Raw genomic sequence first — 18,476 nt, 5'->3', positions numbered from 1 at the left:
TCGTGCGCCGACGTCGTCGCCGCGCGAGACGCGGTACCCCAGCACCGGCGAGTCGCAGGGATCAGTCGTCGCGGTCGTACCTCGGGTCGACCTGCTCGGCGTCGATGCCGAGCAGTTCGGCGACCTGCTCGACGACCACCGTGAGCACCATGGCCTCCAGCTCGGTGCGGTTCTCGCAGCGGTGCTCGATGGGCCGGCGGAACAGCACCAGCCGGGTCGGTGTGGTGCCGGAGCCGCGGACGAGCGAGGACAGCGGCACGGTGTCCGAGGACCAGTCGTCGGGGATCTGGGGAGTGTCCTCGACGGCGTACTCGACAAGGCCGAGGCGGTCCTGCCAGCGGGTGTCGATGTCGGTGACGATGTCGAGCGCCAGGTCGTCGAAGCGCTCCCGGGCCGTGCGGAGCTCGGGTCGCCCGGGGAGGGCGGGCAGCACCCCCGGGCCGCGCATGCCGCGGCCGCGCCGGTCGCGGATCCGTCGCTTCGGTGGGCCGCTCTCGGGCGCCGTGTCATCCACGCCGCGAGCCTAATCCGCCAGCGCGGGGGAGGCGGGTACCGTCAGCGACGTGAGTCCTGCCCGCCGCTGTTCGCGTACTGCCTGCGGCCGTCCCGCGGTGTGCACCCTGACGTACGTCTACGCGGACCAGACGGCGGTCCTCGGGCCGCTGGCCACCTACGCCGAGCCGCACGCCTACGACCTGTGCGAGCTGCACAGCGAGCGGCTCTCGGCCCCCCGGGGCTGGGAGGTGCTGCGGCTCGCGGCCGACCCGGCCGCCCAGGGACCGTCGAGCGACGACCTGCTGGCGCTCGCCGACGCGGTGCGCGAGGCCGCCCGCCCGGCGCCGCAACCCCGGGTCGCGCCCGCCGCGGAGACCGGTCGCGAGACCGCCCGACGCGGACACCTGCGGGTCCTCAGCAGCGACTGACTCGCCACCCCTAGGCTGTGCGTATGGCCGACACCCTCGACCCGGCGAACGTGCGTGCGGTCTTCAAGGCGTACGACGTACGCGGCGTCGTACCCGATCAGGTGGACGAGGACCTGGCCCGGGCGACCGGCAGGGCGTTCGTCGAGGTGGTGGGTGCGACCACGGTCGTGGTCGGGCACGACATGCGGCCGAGCTCACCCGGCATGGCCGGTGCGTTCGCCGAGGGCGCCAGTGCGGCCGGCGCCGACGTCGTGATGATCGGCCTCGCCTCCACCGACCAGCTCTACTTCGCCTCCGGGCACCTCGGTCACCCCGGCGCGATGTTCACGGCGAGCCACAATCCCGCTCAGTACAACGGCATCAAGCTGTGCCGCAGCCTGGCGCAGCCGGTCGGCCTCGACACCGGCCTGGCGCAGATCCGGGACCTGGTGGCCGGAGGCGCCGCGACCACCACCGCCCCCACGCAGCCGCCCGGCGCGATCACCGAGCACGACGTGCTCGAGGCCTACGCCGCGCACCTGCTCTCCCTCGCCCCGGTCACCGGCCGGCGGCTCAAGGTCGTGGTCGACGCCGGCAACGGCATGGCCGGACACACGGCGCCGGCGGTCTTCGCCCGGCTCGGCGACGCCGTCGAGCTGGTGCCGATGTACTTCGAGCTCGACGGCACGTTCCCCAACCATGAGGCCAACCCGATCGACCCCGCCAACCTCGTCGACCTCGAGCGCCGGGTCCTCGACGAAGGAGCCGACATCGGACTGGCGTTCGACGGTGACGCCGACCGCTGCTTCCTGGTCGACGAGCGCGGCCGCGCGGTCTCCCCGTCGACCCTGACCGCGCTGATCGCCGCGCGCGAGCTCGCCAAGGAGCCGGGCGCAACCGTGATCCACAACCTGATCACCAGCCGCGCGGTGCCCGAGATCGTCACCGAGCTCGGCGGCTCCCCGGTCCGCACCCGCGTCGGCCACTCGTTCATCAAGGCCACGATGGCCGAGACGGGGGCGATCTTCGGTGGCGAGCACAGCGGCCACTTCTACTTCCGCGACTTCTGGCGGGCCGACTCCGGCATGCTGGCCGCGCTGCACGCGATGGCCGCCCTCGCCGAGACCGAGCAGACCCTCTCCGAGCTCCTCGCGCGGTACGAGCGCTACGTGGTCAGCGGTGAGATCAACAGCGAGGTCGCCGACCCGGTCGCGGTGATGGCCGAGATCGAGGCGACGTACGCCGGGCAGGACGGCGTCAGCGTCGACCGCCTCGACGGACTCAGCGTGAGCCACGCGGACTGGTCGTTCAACGTCCGTCCGTCCAACACCGAGCCGCTGCTGCGGCTCAACGCCGAGGGTCGCGACGAACCCACCATGGCCGACATCCGCGACCGGGTGCTGACCCAGATCAGGAGAGACCGATGAGTGTGAACCCTGCAGCGAACATCGACCCCGAGCTGCTGAAGATCATCGTCTGCCCGGCGTGCCGGTCCGAGCTGGATCTCACCGAGACAGCCGGGGCGGCGGAGCTGGTCTGCCGCGGGTGCGGGCTCGCGTACCCGATCCGCGACGACATCCCGGTGCTCCTGGTCGACGAAGCCCGCAAGCCCTGACGGGGCCGGCCATGGTCACGTGGTTCGACGAGTCCCGCCTGGACGACGAGTCCGCGCTGGAGTCCGACGGCGCGCTGCGCCACCTCGCCGAGTCCGGCGCCCGGGTGCGCCGCGCCGCGGGTGACGCGGCCGAGGCGACGGCCGATGCGGTCGCGCGCTCCGAGGAGCTGGCCCGGCCGCGGGCGGTGATCGCCGCCGGCCCCGACTCCCGGCTGCTGCGCGCGGTGCTGGAGCCGTGGTGCCCGGTCCCGTTCGTGGCCTGGCCCGGACCCGCCCTGCCGGGGTGGGCCGGAAGCCTTGACCTCGTGGTGGTGCTGGCTCCCGACGGCGGCGACACCGGTACGGCGTCCGCGGTGGCCGAGGCCGTGCGCCGCGGCTGCCAGGTCGTGGTCGCCGCACCACCGGGGTCGATGGTGGCCGAGCACGCGGCCGGTCGCTGGAGCACGATCCTGCCGACCGACAACCGCGACCAGCTCGCCACGGCCGTCCTCGTCCTGGAGTACCTCGACCGGGTCGCGCTCGGTCCCCGTGCTGACGCCGAGCAGGTGGCCACCGCGCTCGACGAGGTGGCGATCGCCTGCTCGCCGCACCGCGACCTGGCCGTGAACCCCGCCAAGATGCTCGCGATCGCGCTCGCCGACACCAACCCGCTGGTCTGGGGTGGGTCCGTGCTGGCCGCGCGAGCAGCCCGCCGGGTCGCCGAGGCCATCCGTCGCGCCAGCGGCCGGACCGCGCTGGCCGGCGACGCCGACCACCTGCTGCCGGTGCTCGAAGCCACGCGGCCACGCGACGTGTTCGTGGACCCGTTCGCGGACGGACCGGCGGAGCTGCGCTCGATGCTGCTCGTGCTCGACGACGGAGCCGAGGAACCCGTGGTGCGTGAGCACCGCGGCCGGCTCCAGGCCGCGGCCGCCTCGCGCGGCGTACGCGTCGAGGCGTTGACCACCGACGCACCGACCGAGGTCGCCCGCTACGCATCGCTGATGCTCGGCGGCCGCTACGCCGCCGAGTACCTCCGCCTGGGGCTCGTGGAGGACTGAACCCGGCCCGCGTGGGGTAAGTCCCCAGGGTGCCGACCCAGAGCCCGCCCGCGGACCCGGTGACCTCCTCACCCGTGCCGAGCGCGCGCGACCCCTGGTTCGACAACGCCAAGATGGCGTTGGTGACGCTGGTGGTCGTGGGTCACGCGTGGACCCTGCTCCCCGACAACGCCGTCAACGCCCACCTCTACGACTTCCTCTATGCCTGGCACGTGCCGGCGTTCGTGCTCGTCACCGGCTACCTCTCGCGGTCGTTCAGCTACAGCCGGGTCCGGCTGTGGAAGCTGGTCCGCACGGTCGTGGTGCCCTACCTCGTCTTCGAGTGCGCGTTGGCGCTGTTCCGTGTCTACGTCGGGGGAGAGCGGCTCGAGGACCTGTTCCGCGACCCGCACTGGCCGATGTGGTACCTCGCCGCCCTGTTCCTGTGGCGGCTGATGACGCCGATCTTCCGTCCGCTGCCGGCCGGTCTCGTGGTGGCGGTCGCAATCAGCCTGGTGGCCGGGATGTACGCCGGCAACACCCTCGACATCGCCCGGGTGCTGGGCCTGTTGCCGTTCTTCGTGATGGGGCTCAAGGCCACGCCCGAGCGGCTCGAGCTGCTGCGGCACCACCGGGTGCAGGTCGCCGGTGTGGCGGTGCTCGTGGGCATCTGGGTGCTGACGACCTGGACCGACGTGTGGGCCAGCACCGAGTGGCTCTACTACCGATCGCGCTACGACGAGATGGGCCACGCCGACGACCTCCACGCCCTGCTGACCCGGGCGCTGGTGCTCGCGATCGGCGCCCTGGGCGCGTGCGCCTTCCTCGCGCTGGTGCCGCGCGTCTCGGGATGGTTCAGCCGGATGGGTGCCTGGACGCTGGTCGTCTACCTCTTCCACGGCTTCGCGGTGAAGGGCGCCGCGTACGCCGGCTACGGCGACTGGGCCGCCTCGCACGCCCTGCTCGCGATCGCGGTCACGACGCTCGCGGCGGTGGGTCTGGCCCTCGTGCTGGCGTGGCACCCGGTGGCGAGCCGGCTCAACGACGTGGTCGACCCCCTGGGCTACGCCGAGCGCCACGTGCGGCACGCCGTCGAGATCACCGTGGTCAAGGACCAGGTCCAGCCCGAGATCGAGGCGGAGATCGTGGCCGAGATCGCGGCGGCCCACCCGGAACGCGCCTCGGTGCATCCCGGCTGATCGGTGACCAGGGCCACCCGGACGAAGGACCTTCGGTCCGGGTGGTGAGGACCCTCGCGCGGCGAGGATGGCCGCATGACCGGCACGGGTGGGCACGAGCGCGCGCACCCACAGGTGCCCGAGGTACTTGTCGTAGGCGGGGGTGTGAGCGGCCTGGCCACGGCGTACTTCCTGCGCCAGCGGCTGGGCCCCGACGCCGGCGTGCGGGTCCTCGAGTCCGGTCCCCGCGCCGGCGGGAAGGTCCACACCCTCCGCGTCGCGGGGCGAGCGTTGGACACCGGACCCGACGCCTACCTCGCGCGCGCGCCGGAGCTGCGCGGGCTCATCGAGTCACTTGGCCTGACCGCGGACGTCGTCGAGCCCCGGAGCACGGGCAGCTACGTCTGGTCCCGCGGCGCCTTGCGGGCGCTGCCGCCCGGGATGGCGTTCGGCCTGCCGGAGCGGCTGGTGCCACTGCTGCGATCGCGCCTGCTCGCCCCCCACGAGGTGGCGCGGGCCGGGCTCGACCTCGTGCTGCCGCCGACCAGGCTGGCCGAGGACCCGTCCGTCGCCGACCTGGTGCGGCCGCGGTTCGGAGCCGGCGTCTACGACCGGCTGGTCGCGCCCCTGCTCGGAGGCGTGCACGCCGGCGATCCCACCACCCTGAGCGCCACCAGCACGGTCCCGGAGATCGCCGCGATGGCGCGCTCGGGACGCAGCCTCTACCTGACGATGCGGCGCCGGCGTCGGAGCGCGCCCCGCCCCGCCGGCCGTCCGAGTGCGCCCCTGGTCTCGTTGCGCGGCGGACTGTCCCGCCTCACCGACCGGTTGGTCGAGGAGCTCGGGAGCGACGCAGTCGTGACCGGCGCCCCGGCGCGGCGGCTCGAGCGCGGCGCCGACGGCTACACCGTGCACACCGACGCCGGGGCATTCGCCGCGGCCCGGGTCGTGCTCGCCACCCCGGCGTACGTCACCGCCGATCTCCTCGCCGACCTCGCGCCCGCGGCCTCAGGGCTGTTGCGCAGCATCGAGTACGTCGACGTCGCCAACGTGACGCTCGCCTTCCGCCGCGACCAGGTGCCGGCCCTCCCGCCGGGCACCGGCTTCCTCGTCCCGCCGGTCGAGCGCGAGCTGGTCGTGGGTTGCAGCTGGCTGTCGCAGAAGTGGCCGCAACCCGACGACGAGATCGTCCTGGTCAAGACCATGGTCGGCCGGGCCGGCGACGCCCGCTGGCTGGCGATGGACGACGAACGGCTCGTGGGCGAGGTCCGCGAGGCACTGGGCCGGATGCTCGGCATCCACGCCGAGCCCGTCGACCGTGTCGTCCAGCGGTGGCCCGCCGCCATGCCGCAGTACGCCGTCGGGCACGCCGCCCGGCTGACGGCGCTCGACGCCGAGCTGACCGGCCTGCCGGGGATCGCGCTGACCGGCGCGGCGTACCGCGGCGTCGGTCTCGCCGGCTGCGTGGCCCAGGCCGAGGCGACCGCCCGAGAACTCACCGCCCGAGGAGCGTCCGTATGAACCACCCCGCCGGTCACCCCGCCGGTCACCCCACCGGTCACCCCGCTGGGATCGCCCTGCCTCGCTCGATCGACTACGGCCAGCGGCCGATGCTGGTGTTCTGGGAGGTGACCCGCGCCTGTCTGCTGGCCTGTCGGCACTGCCGTGCGTCCGCGGAGCGCGACCCGCTGCCCGGCGAGCTCAGTGGCGCCGAGGGCCGCGCGCTGATCGACCAGGTCGCGGCGTTCGGGCGCCCCTACCCGATCCTGATCCTCACCGGGGGCGACTGCCTGCTGCGTCCGGACGTGTTCGAGATGGTGGAGCACGCCAACAGCCTCGGCATTCCCGTCGCGATGTCCCCATCGGTCACCCCGATGCTGACTCCCGACGCCATCGCGCGGATGGTCGAGTCCGGCGTCAAGGCGGTGTCCCTGAGCCTCGACGGCGCCACACCGGCCACCCACGACAACGTCCGCGGCATCCCGGGTCACTTCGACCAGACGGTGCTGGCGATCCGCGCCCTGGTCGAGGCCGGGCTCAAGGTGCAGATCAACACCACGGTGATGCGCGCCAACCTCGACGAGCTCGCGGACATCGCCGCGCTGATGGCCGAGACCGGGGTCGCGATCTGGGAGGTCTTCTTCCTGGTGCACGTGGGCCGGGGCGAGGCGACCGGGGCGATCACGGCCGCCGAGCACGAGGACGTGTGCCACTTCCTCTTCGACTCCTCCCACTACGGCTTCACGGTCCGCACCGTGGAGGCGCCGTTCTTCCGCAGGATCGTCGTCCAGCGCAAGGCCGGCGCACCGGCGCCGGCGACCGCGACGTACCTGCGGCTCCGCGACCGTCTCGTCGAGCTCGCGGGCCCGATCGAGGGCCGGTCCACCGCGCACACGGTCTCGACCCGCGACGGCAAGGGGATCGTGTTCGTCGCCTACGACGGCGAGGTCTACCCGGCGGGCTTCCTCCCGCTGCCGCTGGGCTCGGTGCGTGACACGCCGCTGGCCGAGATCTACCGCGACAACGAGGTGCTGCGCAGCATCCGGGCCTCGGAGTTCAGCGGCCGGTGCGGGCGGTGCGAGTTCGCCGACCTGTGCGGCGGCTCCCGGGCCCGGGCGTACGCCGACACCGGCGACCCGCTCGCCGAGGACTCCGCCTGCATCTTCCAGCCGGCCCTCACCTGAGCCTGGACGCGGGCGCGTTGCGGACCGCCCGATAGCCTTCCGCCCATGGCTGGTGGGTTGTTCGCGCTGCTCGACGACGTCGCCGCGCTCGCGCGGCTTGCCGCGGCGTCGGTCGACGACGTCGGTGCAGCCGCCGGCCGGGCCACCACGAAGGCGGCGGGCGTGGTCGTGGACGACACCGCGGTGACGCCGCAGTACGTCCACGGTGTCACCGCGGACCGTGAGCTGCCGATGATCCGCCGCATCGCGATCGGCTCGATCCGCAACAAGCTGCTGCTGATCCTCCCCGTGGCGCTGGTGCTCAGCCAGTTCCTGCCGTGGCTGCTGACCCCGATCCTGATGCTGGGCGGCGGCTACCTCTGCTTCGAGGGCGCCGAGAAGGTCTGGGGCCGGATCCGCGGTCACGACGCCCATGCCGCCCCGGTGGCCGAGGCCGGTGCCGACGCCGAGAAGGAGATGGTCAGCGGCGCGATCCGCACCGACCTGATCCTGTCGGCCGAGATCATGGTGATCGCGCTCAACGAGGTCGCCGACGAGCCGTTCCTCAGCCGCCTGCTGATCCTGGTGATCGTCGCGATCGTCATCACCATCGGCGTGTACGGCGTGGTCGGGGTGATCGTGAAGATCGACGACGTCGGCCTGCACCTGACCCAGCGCCGCTCGACCGCGCTGCAGCGGCTCGGGCGGGGACTGGTCGCGTTCATGCCGCGGCTGCTCGCCACGATCTCGGTGGTCGGCACGGCCGCGATGCTGTGGGTCGGCGGCCACATCGAGCTGGTGGGGCTCGACGACCTCGGCTGGCACGCGCCGTACGACGCCGTGCACCACCTCGAGGACAAGGTTCACCACGCGGTCGGAGCCGCCGGCGGCGCACTCGGCTGGCTGGTCAACACCGTCGCCTCGGCCGTCCTCGGCCTGCTCGTGGGGGCGGTCACCGTCGCCGTCATGCACCTGCTGCCGTTCGGCAAGAAGGCCGCCCCGGCGCACTGAGCGGCCGACCGAGCGACAGACCGAGCGCGAGGATTCCGTCTCCCGGCGATCGCCGTCCTACGCTTGCCGGGTCCGCGTGGGAGATCCCAAGACGTGCAGATGCACGACGCAGACCTGACTCCACACTCCCGAGGAGACGAACGATGGACTACAAGGTCGCCGACCTCAGCCTTGCCGACTACGGCCGGACCGAGATCACCCTCGCCGAGCACGAGATGCCGGGTCTGATGGCGATGCGCGAGCGCTACTCCGAGAGCAAGCCGCTGGCCGGCGCCCGGATCGCCGGCTCGCTGCACATGACGATCCAGACCGCCGTGCTCATCGAGACCCTGGTCGCGCTCGGCGCCGAGGTGCGCTGGGCCTCCTGCAACATCTTCTCCACCCAGGACCACGCGGCCGCCGCGATCGCGGTCGGCCCGAACGGCACCCCCGAGGACCCCCAGGGCGTCCCGGTCTTCGCCTGGAAGGGCGAGACGCTGGAGGAGTACTGGTGGTGCACCCAGCAGATCCTCGACTGGCCCGGCGGCGACCTGCCGAACATGATCCTCGACGACGGTGGCGACGCCACGATGCTCGTGCACCTCGGCGTCCAGGCCGAGAAGACCGGTCAGGCCCCCGACCCGGCCTCGGCCGGCAGCACCGAGCAGCGGATCGTCTTCGAGGTCCTCAACAAGGTCCTCGCCGAGAACACCGACCACTGGACCCCGATCGCCAACTCCATCAAGGGCGTGACCGAGGAGACCACCACCGGCGTGCACCGTCTCTACGAGATGATGCGCGAGGGCACGCTGCTCTTCCCGGCGATCAACGTCAACGACTCCGTCACCAAGTCGAAGTTCGACAACAAGTACGGCTGCCGTCACTCGCTGATCGACGGCATCAACCGGGCGACCGACGTCCTCATCGGCGGCAAGGTCGCTGTGGTCTGCGGCTACGGCGACGTCGGCAAGGGCTGCGCCGAGTCGCTGCGCGGCCAGGGTGCCCGCGTGATCGTCACCGAGATCGACCCGATCTGCGCGCTGCAGGCATCGATGGACGGCTACCAGGTCATCACGATCGAGGACGCCCTCCCGTACGCCGACATCATCATCACCGCGACCGGCAACAAGAACGTCGTGACCGTCGACCACATGCGGTCGATGAAGCACAACGCGATCGTGGGCAACATCGGCCACTTCGACAACGAGATCGACATGGCCGGGCTCGAGGCCCCGGGCGTCGCGGAGCGCAAGAACGTCAAGCCGCAGGTCGACGTGTGGACCTTCCCGACCGGGAAGTCGATCATCGTGCTCTCCGAGGGTCGCCTGATGAACCTCGGAAACGCGACCGGCCACCCGTCGTTCGTGATGTCGAACTCCTTCACCAACCAGGTGCTCGCCCAGATCGAGATCTTCACCAAGACCGAGGAGTACCCGGTCGGCGTCTACGTGCTGCCCAAGCACCTCGACGAGGAGGTCGCCCGCTTGCACCTCGACGCGCTCGGGGTGAAGCTGACCCGCCTCAGCGAGGAGCAGGCCGCCTACCTCGGCATCGACGTCGCCGGCCCCTACAAGCCGGAGCAGTACCGGTACTAGGTGAGCTGCCCCCGCCCGAGCCTGCGCGGGCGGGGACCTAGCAGCCAGGTCGAGTAGCCGCGCGAGCGAGGAACGAGCTCGCGACCGGCGTATCGAGACCTGTGATCAGTGGGGCGGTCAGATGAGGCCGCCCCACTCGCACGTCCTCGACCCGTCGAGGGGTGAACACGACCCGGCGAGGCGCACTAGGGCAAGATGGACCCCATGAGCGAGCAGGCGGCCGAGAGTCTCACCAAGGGCCGCATCCTGGTTGTGGACGACGACGCCTCGCTGGCCGAGATGCTGACGATCGTGCTGCGCCAGGAGGGCTTCGAGAGCCACATGGTCGGCCGGGGTGACCTGGCGATGGACGCGTTCCGCGACTACCACCCGGACCTCGTGCTGCTCGACCTGATGCTGCCCGGCAAGGACGGCATCGACGTGTGCAAGGAGATCCGCGCCGAGTCCGGAGTCCCGATCGTGATGCTGACGGCCAAGGGCGACACCGTCGACGTCGTCGTGGGCCTCGAGTCCGGCGCCGACGACTACGTCGTAAAGCCGTTCAAGCCCAAGGAGCTCATCGCGCGGATCCGCGCCCGCGTGCGCCGCTTCGACGCCCCGAGCCAGGAGACGCTGACGATCGGGGACCTCGCGATCGACGTCGCCGGCCACGCGGTCACCCGCGCCGGTGAGCGGATCAGCCTGACCCCGCTCGAGTTCGACCTCCTCGTGTGCCTGGCTCGCAAGCCGTGGCAGGTGTTCACCCGCGAGGTGCTCCTCGAGCAGGTGTGGGGCTACCGGCACGCCGCCGACACCCGCCTGGTCAACGTCCACGTCCAGCGGCTGCGGTCGAAGGTCGAGCACGATCCCGAGAACCCCGAGATCGTGGTGACGGTCCGCGGCGTGGGGTACAAGGCCGGAACGGCCTAGGACGCGGTGCTCCGCCTGCGCTCCCCGGTCGACGAGCACCGGTTGCCGGAGTCCCTCCGCCGGGGGTTCACCTTCTGGCGGCGCTCGATCCAGGCGCGCGTGGTCGCCAGCACGTTGATCCTCTCCGCGGGGGTCGTCAGCGTCGTGGGGTGGTTCCTGCTCCAGCAGACCCGCGACGGCCTGCTCGAGCACCGGGTCGACGCGGTCGTCGCCGAGGCCAACGACGAGACCGAGGAGGCCCGGGACCTGCTCAAGGCGGCCCCGGGCATCGACAGCGACGCGTTCGGCCAGCAGCGCTCGCTCGCGGCGACGCTGATCCAGCGCGGCGAGACCCGGGGCTACTCCGTCGTGCTCGTGGGCCCGACCACCCCGGGCAGCCGCATCGCCGAGGGTGGCGCGAACTTCACTCCCGGACTGGACACCGGCAGCGTGCCCGAGTCGCTGGAGGAGCACTTCGACTCGGCCACGGCGACGGCGTGGACCTACACCACCATCCGGCGCACCGACGCCGACGGTGCGGTCGTGGAGCGCCCCGGGATCGCCGTCGGCTCCCAGGTGCAGCTGCCGTCCGACGCGCAGTCGTACACGCTCTACTACCTCTTCCCCCTCGACGAGCAGGAGGAGACCCTGGCGCTGGTCACCCGGGCGCTGCTCACCGCCGGCATCCTGCTGCTGGTGCTCGTCGCGGGGATGACCTGGTTGGTGACCCGGCAGGTCGTCACCCCGATCCGGCTCGCCCGCCAGGTCGCCGAGCGGCTGGCCGCCGGCCAGCTGCAGGAGCGGCTCAAGGTGTCCGGCGAGGACGACCTTGCCCGGCTCGCGACCTCGTTCAACCAGATGGCCAGCAACCTCCAGCGCCAGATCCGCCAGCTCGAGGAGCTGAGCCGGGTGCAGCGGCGGTTCGTCTCCGACGTCTCCCACGAGCTGCGCACGCCGCTGACCACGGTGCGGATGGCCGGCGACGTGCTGCACGACGCCCGGCAGGGCTTCGACCCGGCGACCGCCCGCGCGGCCGAGCTGCTGCAGACCGAGCTCGACCGGTTCGAGACACTGCTCGCGGACCTGCTCGAGATCAGCCGCTTCGACGCCGGCGCGGCGGTGCTCGAGCTCGACGACGTCAACCTCGTCGACGTGGCCCGCCGGATCGTCGACGTCACCCGTCCGCTCGCCGAGCAGCGGCACGTGCAGGTCGTGGTCCGCGCCCCCGACACACCCTGCCTCGCGGAGGCCGACGTACGCCGGGTGGAGCGCATCGTGCGCAACCTGGTCACGAACGCCATCGACCACGCCGCCGCGGACGGACCGGGCGCCGGCATCGTGATCCACGTCGGCGGGGACGAGCACGCGTCCGCGATCGCGGTGCGCGACCACGGGGTCGGGCTGGCGCCGGGCGAGGCGTCGATGGTGTTCAACCGGTTCTGGCGGGCCGATCCCGCGCGGGCGCGGACCAGCGGGGGCACCGGCCTGGGCCTCTCGATCGCGCTGGAGGACACCCACCTGCACGGCGGGTGGTTGCAGGCCTGGGGCCGTCCCGGCGAGGGTGCCCAGTTCCGGCTCACCCTGCCGCGTCGAGCCGGCGGGGTGCTGCGGCACAGCCCGCTGCCGCTGGTGCCGGCCGATGTCGCGGAGCCGGTCTCGTGACCCGCCGGCCGCTGTCCGCCCTCCGCGCCCTGGTGGGGGTGCTGATCCTCGCCGCCCTGGCCGGCGGCTGCGTCCGGGTGCCCGACCGGGGCCCGGTGGTCGAGACCCGCTCGGGGGGCGACCTCTCGTCGGACTCCGGGTTCTTCTTCGATCCGCGGCCCCCTGAGCACGGTGCGGCGCCGGCCGAGATCGTCCGGCAGTTCCTGATCGCGATGCTCGCGGTCCCGGTGAGCACCAAGGTGGCGCGCGAGTACCTCACCGAGGACGCCGCCGCGTCCTGGGACCCGAAGCAGGAGACGATCACCTACGCGGCCCCACCGACGCCGACCGGCGACGGCCGGGACGTGTCGATCACCCTTGCCGGCGCCCACCACCTCGACAGCCGGCGCGCCTGGCGCGGCGCGCTCCCGCGGGACGAGCGGTCGATCGACTTCACGATGTCGATCGAGGACGGGGAGTGGCGCATCTCGGGGCTGCCGGACGCGCTGATCGTGCCCGAGGACTGGTTCCAGCAGTACTTCCGCCAGGTCTCGCTCTACTACTTCGACCCGACCGCCACGATCCTGACACCGGAACCGGTGTACGTCCCTCGCGGCGACCAGCTCGCCTCGACGCTCACGGAGGCGTTGCTTACGGGTCCCTCGCCCGGCCTGTCCCGGGTGATCCAGAGCTTCATCCCGCCCGGGCTCGAGGTCTCCGTCGGGGTGACGGTCTCCGACGACGGTCTCGCCGACATCCTTCTGACGGGGGAGGCCGGTCAGCTCAGCGCCGACACGATCGAGATGATGCTCGCCCAGCTCGCCTGGACGCTGCGGCAGGAGCCCGCCGTCAAGAGCATCCAGCTCTCGATCAACGGCGACCCGGTCCCCCTGCCGGGCGGCGTGTCGACGTACCGCGTCGACGGCGGCGCCCAGTTCGACCCCGCCGGCTTCCAGGCGAGCCCGTTGCTCTTCGGTCTGCGCCGGGGCGGTCTCGTCTCCGGCACGCCTGCGGGCCTGTCGCCGGTCGACGGCGTCCTCGGCGGCCGGACCCTGGGGTTGAGCTCGGTCGGCGTGAGCCTCGACGCGAGCTCGGTGGCCGGCGTCGGCGCCGGCGGCACCTCCGTGCTCCTCGGCCACCTCGGCGCCACCAGCGACGACGAGGTGCAGACCGTGGTCAGCGGGGGGCAGGACTTCCTCAAGCCCGCGTGGGACTTCTCCGGGCGGATGTGGCTGGTGGACCGGACCTCTCGCGGCGCACGTGTGTCGTACGTCGAGGGGACCACCGTGCGCCCGCTGCAGGTCCCGGGCATCACCGGCGAGCGCATCCGGTCGTTCCTCGTCTCGCGCGACGGCACCCGGCTCGTCGCGGTGGTCGACGGCGCGGACGGGGACTCGGTCGTCGTCAGCCGGATCGAGCACCGAGGCACAGGCCGCGTGCTCGGGGCGACGCGGGCGATGCGGATCGGAGCCAGCGTGGATGCCGGGCTCCCGATCCGGGCGATCGCCTGGCGCAGCGCCAGCAGTGTCGCGATCCTCAACCCGCCGCTGGCGACGTCGCTGGCATCGGTGGAGGTGGCTTCGGTCGACGGCTCGCCCTCGCTCCAGGACTCCTCTCCGATCAGGGTCGAGGGGCTGCTCTCCGGCCTCGTCGGCTCGCCGGCCGCGGACGAGCCGGTCTTCGGGCTCACCCGCCGGTCGCTGGTCGACATCGATCGGGCGGACCAGCGCGCGACGACCTTGCGCAAGGGCACGTCGGCGGTCGTCTACGTCGGCTGAGGCCCCGTGTGCGGCTCCGTGTGCGGTCTCGTCCACAGCCTCGGCAGACGGACTTGAGCCACGCGTCGCGCCCTGGTGCGATCGAGCATGCTCCGCGACGTCCTGGACGGTTCGCTCGACCTGCTGCTCGGCGGCTCCTGCGTCGGATGCGCGCGTCCTGGCCGGGCCCTGTGCGACGGGTGTGCGGCGGCACTCCCTGCGGCGGCGCGGCCCGCTTGGCCCACGCCCGTGCCGGCCGGCCTGGTGTCGCCGTGGGCGGCCGCGACGTACGACGGCGTGGTGCGTGCCATGGTGCTGGCCCACAAGGAGCACCGGGTGCTCGCGATGCGGGCCCCTCTCGGACGGCTGCTCGCGCAGGCGGTCGGGTCAGCGCTCGCGGACGCGCCCGCCGGGCCGGTCGTGCTCGTGCCGGTGCCCTCGCGCCCCGGCACGGCCCGGGCCCGGGGCCACGACCCGACGTGGTCGATCACCGTGCGCGCAGCGAGGCTCGCCCGGGCCGAGGGACGCGACGTGGTCGCCATGCGCCTCCTGCGGAGCCGGCAGGGGGTCCTCGACCAGGCGGGACTCGGTGCAGCCGAGCGGGCCAGCAACCTCTCCGGCTCGATGCACTGCCCGGGGGCCGCGTTGCACCGCCTGGGTGCTCGCCGTCCGCGCGCGCACCTCGTGGTCTGCGACGACGTCCTCACCACCGGTTCGACCGCACGCGAGGCCCAGCGTGCTCTCCAGGCGGTCGGCCTCGCCGTGGTCGCGGTCGCCGCCGTGGCGGCCACCCGACGACGTACAGCGGGGCCGGCGGCGTCGTGGGACCTGGGTCCCTTTTGAATGCCGATGCGTTCGACTAACGTCTGTGCATGGAGTCCGTCCGGGTCCGTGGTTGCGTCGTCGGGACGCGCCGGTCCACCCGGGCGTCAGGTCGACAAGCCGATGCCAGTCGCAGGCAAAACGGTCCACGTAAGACACTCCTCGCCGGTCTCCGGCGGGGAGCGTCGATCACGGTGCGGCTTAGTAGTAAGTCCTGCCTCGGCCCCGTCGCCAGATGCGGCGCCGGCCGGGAGAAGGTCAGTAGTGGCATCCAAGCTGCGAGCACCTCAGCAGGCGAGTGTGGGGTCGAAGACCAGGTCGGCCGGACGGACTCCTTCCTCCACCTGGAGCACCGGACCTCTCAACAGAGGTGCCGGCGGGCCGATCTGCGTCTGGAAGGGCGTGCTCGGGTGCTGGATCATCGTTGAAACCAACTGTGCAACGGGAGGTTCACATGGAAGTTGTGGTCACCGGTCGTCATTGCGAGATCTCGGACAGGTTCCGTAGTCACGTCGACGAGAAGCTGGGCAAGCTCGAGAAGCACGACCATCGCATCATCCGCGTGAACGTGGAGGTCGAGTGTGAGCGCAATCCGCGCCAGGCCGACCGTGCTGTGCGCCTCCAGCTGACCGCGCTGTCGAAGGGGCCCGTGATCCGGGCCGAGGCCACCGCCGCCGACAAGATGGCGGCTCTCGACCTCGCGCTGGACAAGATGGCGGCACAGATGCGCCGGGCGTCCGACCGGCGCCGCGTGCACCGCGGACGGCGTACGCCGGTCTCGGTCGGCGAGGCGCTCGCCGACGGCTTCGCGGCTGTCGAGGAGACCGCTGAGGACGAGCAGGTGACCACCACCCACCGCCAGGTCGGGCCGATCGACGTCGCCGGCGACGGACCGTTGGTGGTGCGGGAGAAGACCCACAACGCCAGTCCGATGACCCTGGACCAGGCGCTCTACGAGATGGAGCTGGTGGGCCACGACTTCTACCTCTTCGTCGACAAGGAGAACGACCGGCCCTCGGTCGTCTACCGACGCCGTGGCTACGACTACGGCGTGATCTCGCTGGACGTCGAGGCGACGGTCTGAGACGTACGACCGGGCCTGAGGGGCCGATCGGATGACCGGGGTGGTCCTAACGGGCCACCCCGGTCCCGCGCCTGGGCCACCCGTCCGTGCACGTCAGGGGGCCTGATCGTGCCATGATGCGCCCATGGGAGAAGCGACGATCGAGGGCGGGCGCGAGCCGATCCGGGTGCTCGTGGTCGACGACCAGGAGCTGTTCCGTCGAGGCCTGACCATGCTGCTCGGCATCGAGTCCGGCATCCACGTCGTCGGCGAGGCCGGTGACGGGGTCGAGGGCACCACCCTTGCCGAGACGGCCGCCCCCGACGTCGTGCTGCTCGACATCCGGATGCCCAAGCGCTCCGGCATCGAGGCCTGCCTGGCGATCAAGGAGGCAGTCCCGTCCGCGAAGATCATCATGCTGACGGTCTCCGACGAGGAGGCCGACCTCTACGAGGCGGTCAAGAGCGGGGCCTCCGGCTACCTGCTCAAGGACTCCTCGATCGAGGAGGTCGCCCAGGCGGTGCGGGTCGTCGCCGACGGCCAGTCGCTGATCAGTCCGTCGATGGCGGTCAAGCTCATCGACGAGTTCAAGCAGATGTCGCGACCCGAGCGGGACCACGTCCCCGGGCTGCGACTGACCGAGCGCGAGCTCGAGGTCCTGCGCCTGGTCGCGCGCGGCATGAACAACCGCGAGATCGCCAAGGAGCTGTTCATCAGCGAGAACACCGTGAAGAACCACGTGCGCAACATCTTGGAGAAGCTCCAGCTCCACTCCCGCATGGAGGCCGTGATGTACGCCGTCAAGGAGAAGCTCTTGGAGCTTCCCTGAGTGCGGCCGGAGGCCGCACTCAGGATGAGAAGCGAAGGTTGAGGAGCGTCGGCGGAGACCGGAGCGCAGCGACGGGCTCCGCGACGCGTCTCGAAACCCGGTGAGACGAGAGTCGGCCTCGTTCGCGACGGTGGTTTCGAGGCTCCCTTCGAGGCTCGCTTCGCTCGCACCTCAGGACAAGCGCTTCGCTCGCACCTCAGGACAAGCGCTGCGCTGGCTACTCGACCAACGAGTGTCGGCATCCTGATCTAGGGTCTGGCGTCGTGGTCGACTCGCTGAGCAACGCCCAGGCCCGCCGGATCGCGCTCGCCGCCCAGGGCTTCCTCGACAAGCCCCACGCCGAGCCCACGATGCGCACGTTCCAGCGCACGCTCGAGCGCACCGGCGTGCTCCAGGTCGACTCGGTCAACGTGCTCCAGCGGGCGCACTACATGCCGTTGTACTCGCGGATGGGTCCCTATGACGTCGAGCTGCTGCGTCGCGCCGCCGAGGGTCGCCCGCGCCGGATCGTGGAGTACTGGGCTCACGTCCAGGCGTTCATGCCGGTCGAGCTGTGGCCGGTGATGCGGCACCGCATGGAGGCCTTTCGCGGCAAGCGCGGCAAGTGGGGCTTCGTCGCCGAGAACGACCGGCTCGAGCAGAACCTGCTCAGCGAGGTGCGCGACCGGGGGGCCTCGACCGCTCGCGATCTGGACGAGGGTCTACCGCGCACGAAGGACAGCTGGGGCTGGAACTGGTCGGAGACCCGGCGGATGCTCGACTACCTCTACACCGCGGGGGAGCTCGCGATCGCCGGGCGCAACAGCCAGTTCGAGATCCTCTACGACCTGCCCGAGCGGGTGCTCCCACCCGAGGTGCTCGCGCAACCGACCCCCACAGTCGCGGAGGCCAGCCGCGAGCTGGTGCGCAGGGCCGCCCTCTCCCACGGTGTCGCGACCGTCCAGGACCTGCGCGACTACTACCGGATGGAGCTCGCGCACACGACCCAGGCGGTCGCCGAGCTGGTCGAGGACGGCGAGCTGCTTCCGGTCGCGGTCGACGGCTGGAAGCGCCCGGCCTACCTGCACCGCGATGCGCGGCTGCCCCGGTGGGTCCGGGCCCGGGCACTGCTGAGCCCCTTCGACCCCGTGGTCTGGGAGCGCGCCCGCACGGAGGCCCTGTTCGACTTCCACTACCGCATCGAGATCTACGTGCCGGCGGAGAAGCGGGTGCACGGCTACTACGTGCTGCCGTTCCTGCTCGGCGACAGGATCGTGGCCCGCGTCGACCTCAAGGCCGACCGCCAGCACGACGCGGGTGCGGGCCGGTTGCTGGTCAAGGCGGCGTACGCCGAGCCGTCGGCGCCCGCCGAGACGGCCGAGGAGCTCGGCGCGGAGCTGCGCCGCCTGGCCGGCTGGCTCGGGCTCCGCTCGATCGCCCTCGAGCCGCGGGGTGACCTCGCGCCGGCGTTGAGCCGATTCGTGGCGGACGGCCGTGTCGAGGACCGGTTCGTTTAGGGCCGCCTCGGGCGCCTG

17 protein-coding genes are annotated in these 18,476 nt (G+C 71.9%); 16 read left to right on the top strand and 1 reads right to left on the bottom strand.

What is annotated here, in order from left to right; all coding sequences use genetic code 11:
* Positions 1-61: 61 nt before the first annotated feature.
* Positions 62-514, bottom strand: a complete 453-nt coding sequence (locus AC3ANS_RS16280) for a metallopeptidase family protein (RefSeq protein ID WP_488292625.1) — start codon at positions 512-514, stop codon at positions 62-64.
* 49 nt (positions 515-563) lie between these two features.
* Between AC3ANS_RS16280 and AC3ANS_RS16275 the strand changes: the two genes are divergently transcribed.
* The 16 genes from AC3ANS_RS16275 to AC3ANS_RS16200 all read left to right on the top strand — a co-directional run bounded on the left by AC3ANS_RS16275 (position 564) and on the right by AC3ANS_RS16200 (position 18,458).
* Entirely contained in the window at positions 564-923 is a 360-nt protein-coding gene (locus AC3ANS_RS16275; RefSeq protein ID WP_488292624.1) for a DUF3499 domain-containing protein, read from the top strand.
* Between the two features lie 23 nt (positions 924-946).
* Positions 947-2,329, top strand: a complete 1,383-nt coding sequence (locus AC3ANS_RS16270; protein ID WP_488292623.1) for a phosphomannomutase/phosphoglucomutase — start codon at positions 947-949, stop codon at positions 2,327-2,329.
* Entirely contained in the window at positions 2,326-2,517 is a 192-nt protein-coding gene (locus AC3ANS_RS16265; RefSeq protein ID WP_488292622.1) for a Trm112 family protein, read from the top strand. Before AC3ANS_RS16270 ends, AC3ANS_RS16265 begins: the two co-directional genes overlap by 4 nt.
* 11 nt (positions 2,518-2,528) lie before the next feature.
* The gene (locus AC3ANS_RS16260; RefSeq protein ID WP_488292621.1) at positions 2,529-3,557 is read left to right on the top strand and encodes an SIS domain-containing protein; all 1,029 of its coding nucleotides are present in this window, start codon (positions 2,529-2,531) and stop codon (positions 3,555-3,557) included.
* A gap of 29 nt (positions 3,558-3,586) precedes the next feature.
* Positions 3,587-4,735, top strand: coding sequence for an acyltransferase family protein (locus AC3ANS_RS16255; RefSeq protein ID WP_488292620.1), 1,149 nt, complete (start codon positions 3,587-3,589; stop codon positions 4,733-4,735).
* A gap of 75 nt (positions 4,736-4,810) precedes the next feature.
* Positions 4,811-6,235, top strand: coding sequence for a protoporphyrinogen oxidase (hemG, locus tag AC3ANS_RS16250; protein WP_488292619.1), 1,425 nt, complete (start codon positions 4,811-4,813; stop codon positions 6,233-6,235).
* Complete coding sequence (locus tag AC3ANS_RS16245; RefSeq protein WP_488292618.1) at positions 6,232-7,398, top strand: TIGR04053 family radical SAM/SPASM domain-containing protein; 1,167 nt, start codon at positions 6,232-6,234, stop codon at positions 7,396-7,398. The genes hemG and AC3ANS_RS16245 overlap by 4 nt, the downstream gene beginning before the upstream one ends.
* Positions 7,399-7,443: 45 nt before the next feature.
* Positions 7,444-8,388: a DUF808 domain-containing protein gene (locus AC3ANS_RS16240; protein WP_488292617.1), complete on the top strand. Its 945-nt coding sequence runs from the start codon at positions 7,444-7,446 to the stop codon at positions 8,386-8,388.
* Positions 8,389-8,531: 143 nt separating this feature from the next.
* Positions 8,532-9,962 carry an adenosylhomocysteinase gene (gene ahcY / locus AC3ANS_RS16235; protein WP_488292616.1) on the top strand — a complete coding sequence of 477 codons (1,431 nt, stop codon included), beginning with the start codon at positions 8,532-8,534 and terminating at the stop codon, positions 9,960-9,962.
* A gap of 204 nt (positions 9,963-10,166) precedes the next feature.
* Positions 10,167-10,871: an MtrAB system response regulator MtrA gene (gene mtrA / locus AC3ANS_RS16230; protein WP_488292615.1), complete on the top strand. Its 705-nt coding sequence runs from the start codon at positions 10,167-10,169 to the stop codon at positions 10,869-10,871.
* A 6-nt stretch (positions 10,872-10,877) separates the two neighbouring features.
* Positions 10,878-12,512, top strand: coding sequence for an MtrAB system histidine kinase MtrB (gene mtrB, locus AC3ANS_RS16225; RefSeq protein WP_488292614.1), 1,635 nt, complete (start codon positions 10,878-10,880; stop codon positions 12,510-12,512).
* Complete coding sequence (locus AC3ANS_RS16220; RefSeq protein ID WP_488292613.1) at positions 12,509-14,269, top strand: LpqB family beta-propeller domain-containing protein; 1,761 nt, start codon at positions 12,509-12,511, stop codon at positions 14,267-14,269. The genes mtrB and AC3ANS_RS16220 overlap by 4 nt, the downstream gene beginning before the upstream one ends.
* An 87-nt stretch (positions 14,270-14,356) precedes the next feature.
* Positions 14,357-15,091 (top strand): ComF family protein, encoded by a 735-nt coding sequence (locus tag AC3ANS_RS16215; RefSeq protein ID WP_488292612.1) that lies wholly within the window; start codon positions 14,357-14,359, stop codon positions 15,089-15,091.
* A gap of 433 nt (positions 15,092-15,524) precedes the next feature.
* Entirely contained in the window at positions 15,525-16,154 is a 630-nt protein-coding gene (gene hpf, locus AC3ANS_RS16210) for a ribosome hibernation-promoting factor, HPF/YfiA family (RefSeq protein ID WP_488292611.1), read from the top strand.
* Positions 16,155-16,278: 124 nt separating this feature from the next.
* Positions 16,279-16,962: a response regulator gene (locus tag AC3ANS_RS16205; RefSeq protein WP_488292610.1), complete on the top strand. Its 684-nt coding sequence runs from the start codon at positions 16,279-16,281 to the stop codon at positions 16,960-16,962.
* Between the two features lie 263 nt (positions 16,963-17,225).
* Positions 17,226-18,458 carry a winged helix-turn-helix domain-containing protein gene (locus AC3ANS_RS16200; RefSeq protein ID WP_488292609.1) on the top strand — a complete coding sequence of 411 codons (1,233 nt, stop codon included), beginning with the start codon at positions 17,226-17,228 and terminating at the stop codon, positions 18,456-18,458.
* Positions 18,459-18,476: the final 18 nt, after the last annotated feature.

Source organism: Nocardia sp. 149-1B (genome assembly GCF_057747975.1).
Note: the sequence above shows the minus strand (reverse complement) of the source record. Positions and strands in the feature narration are given on the sequence as shown.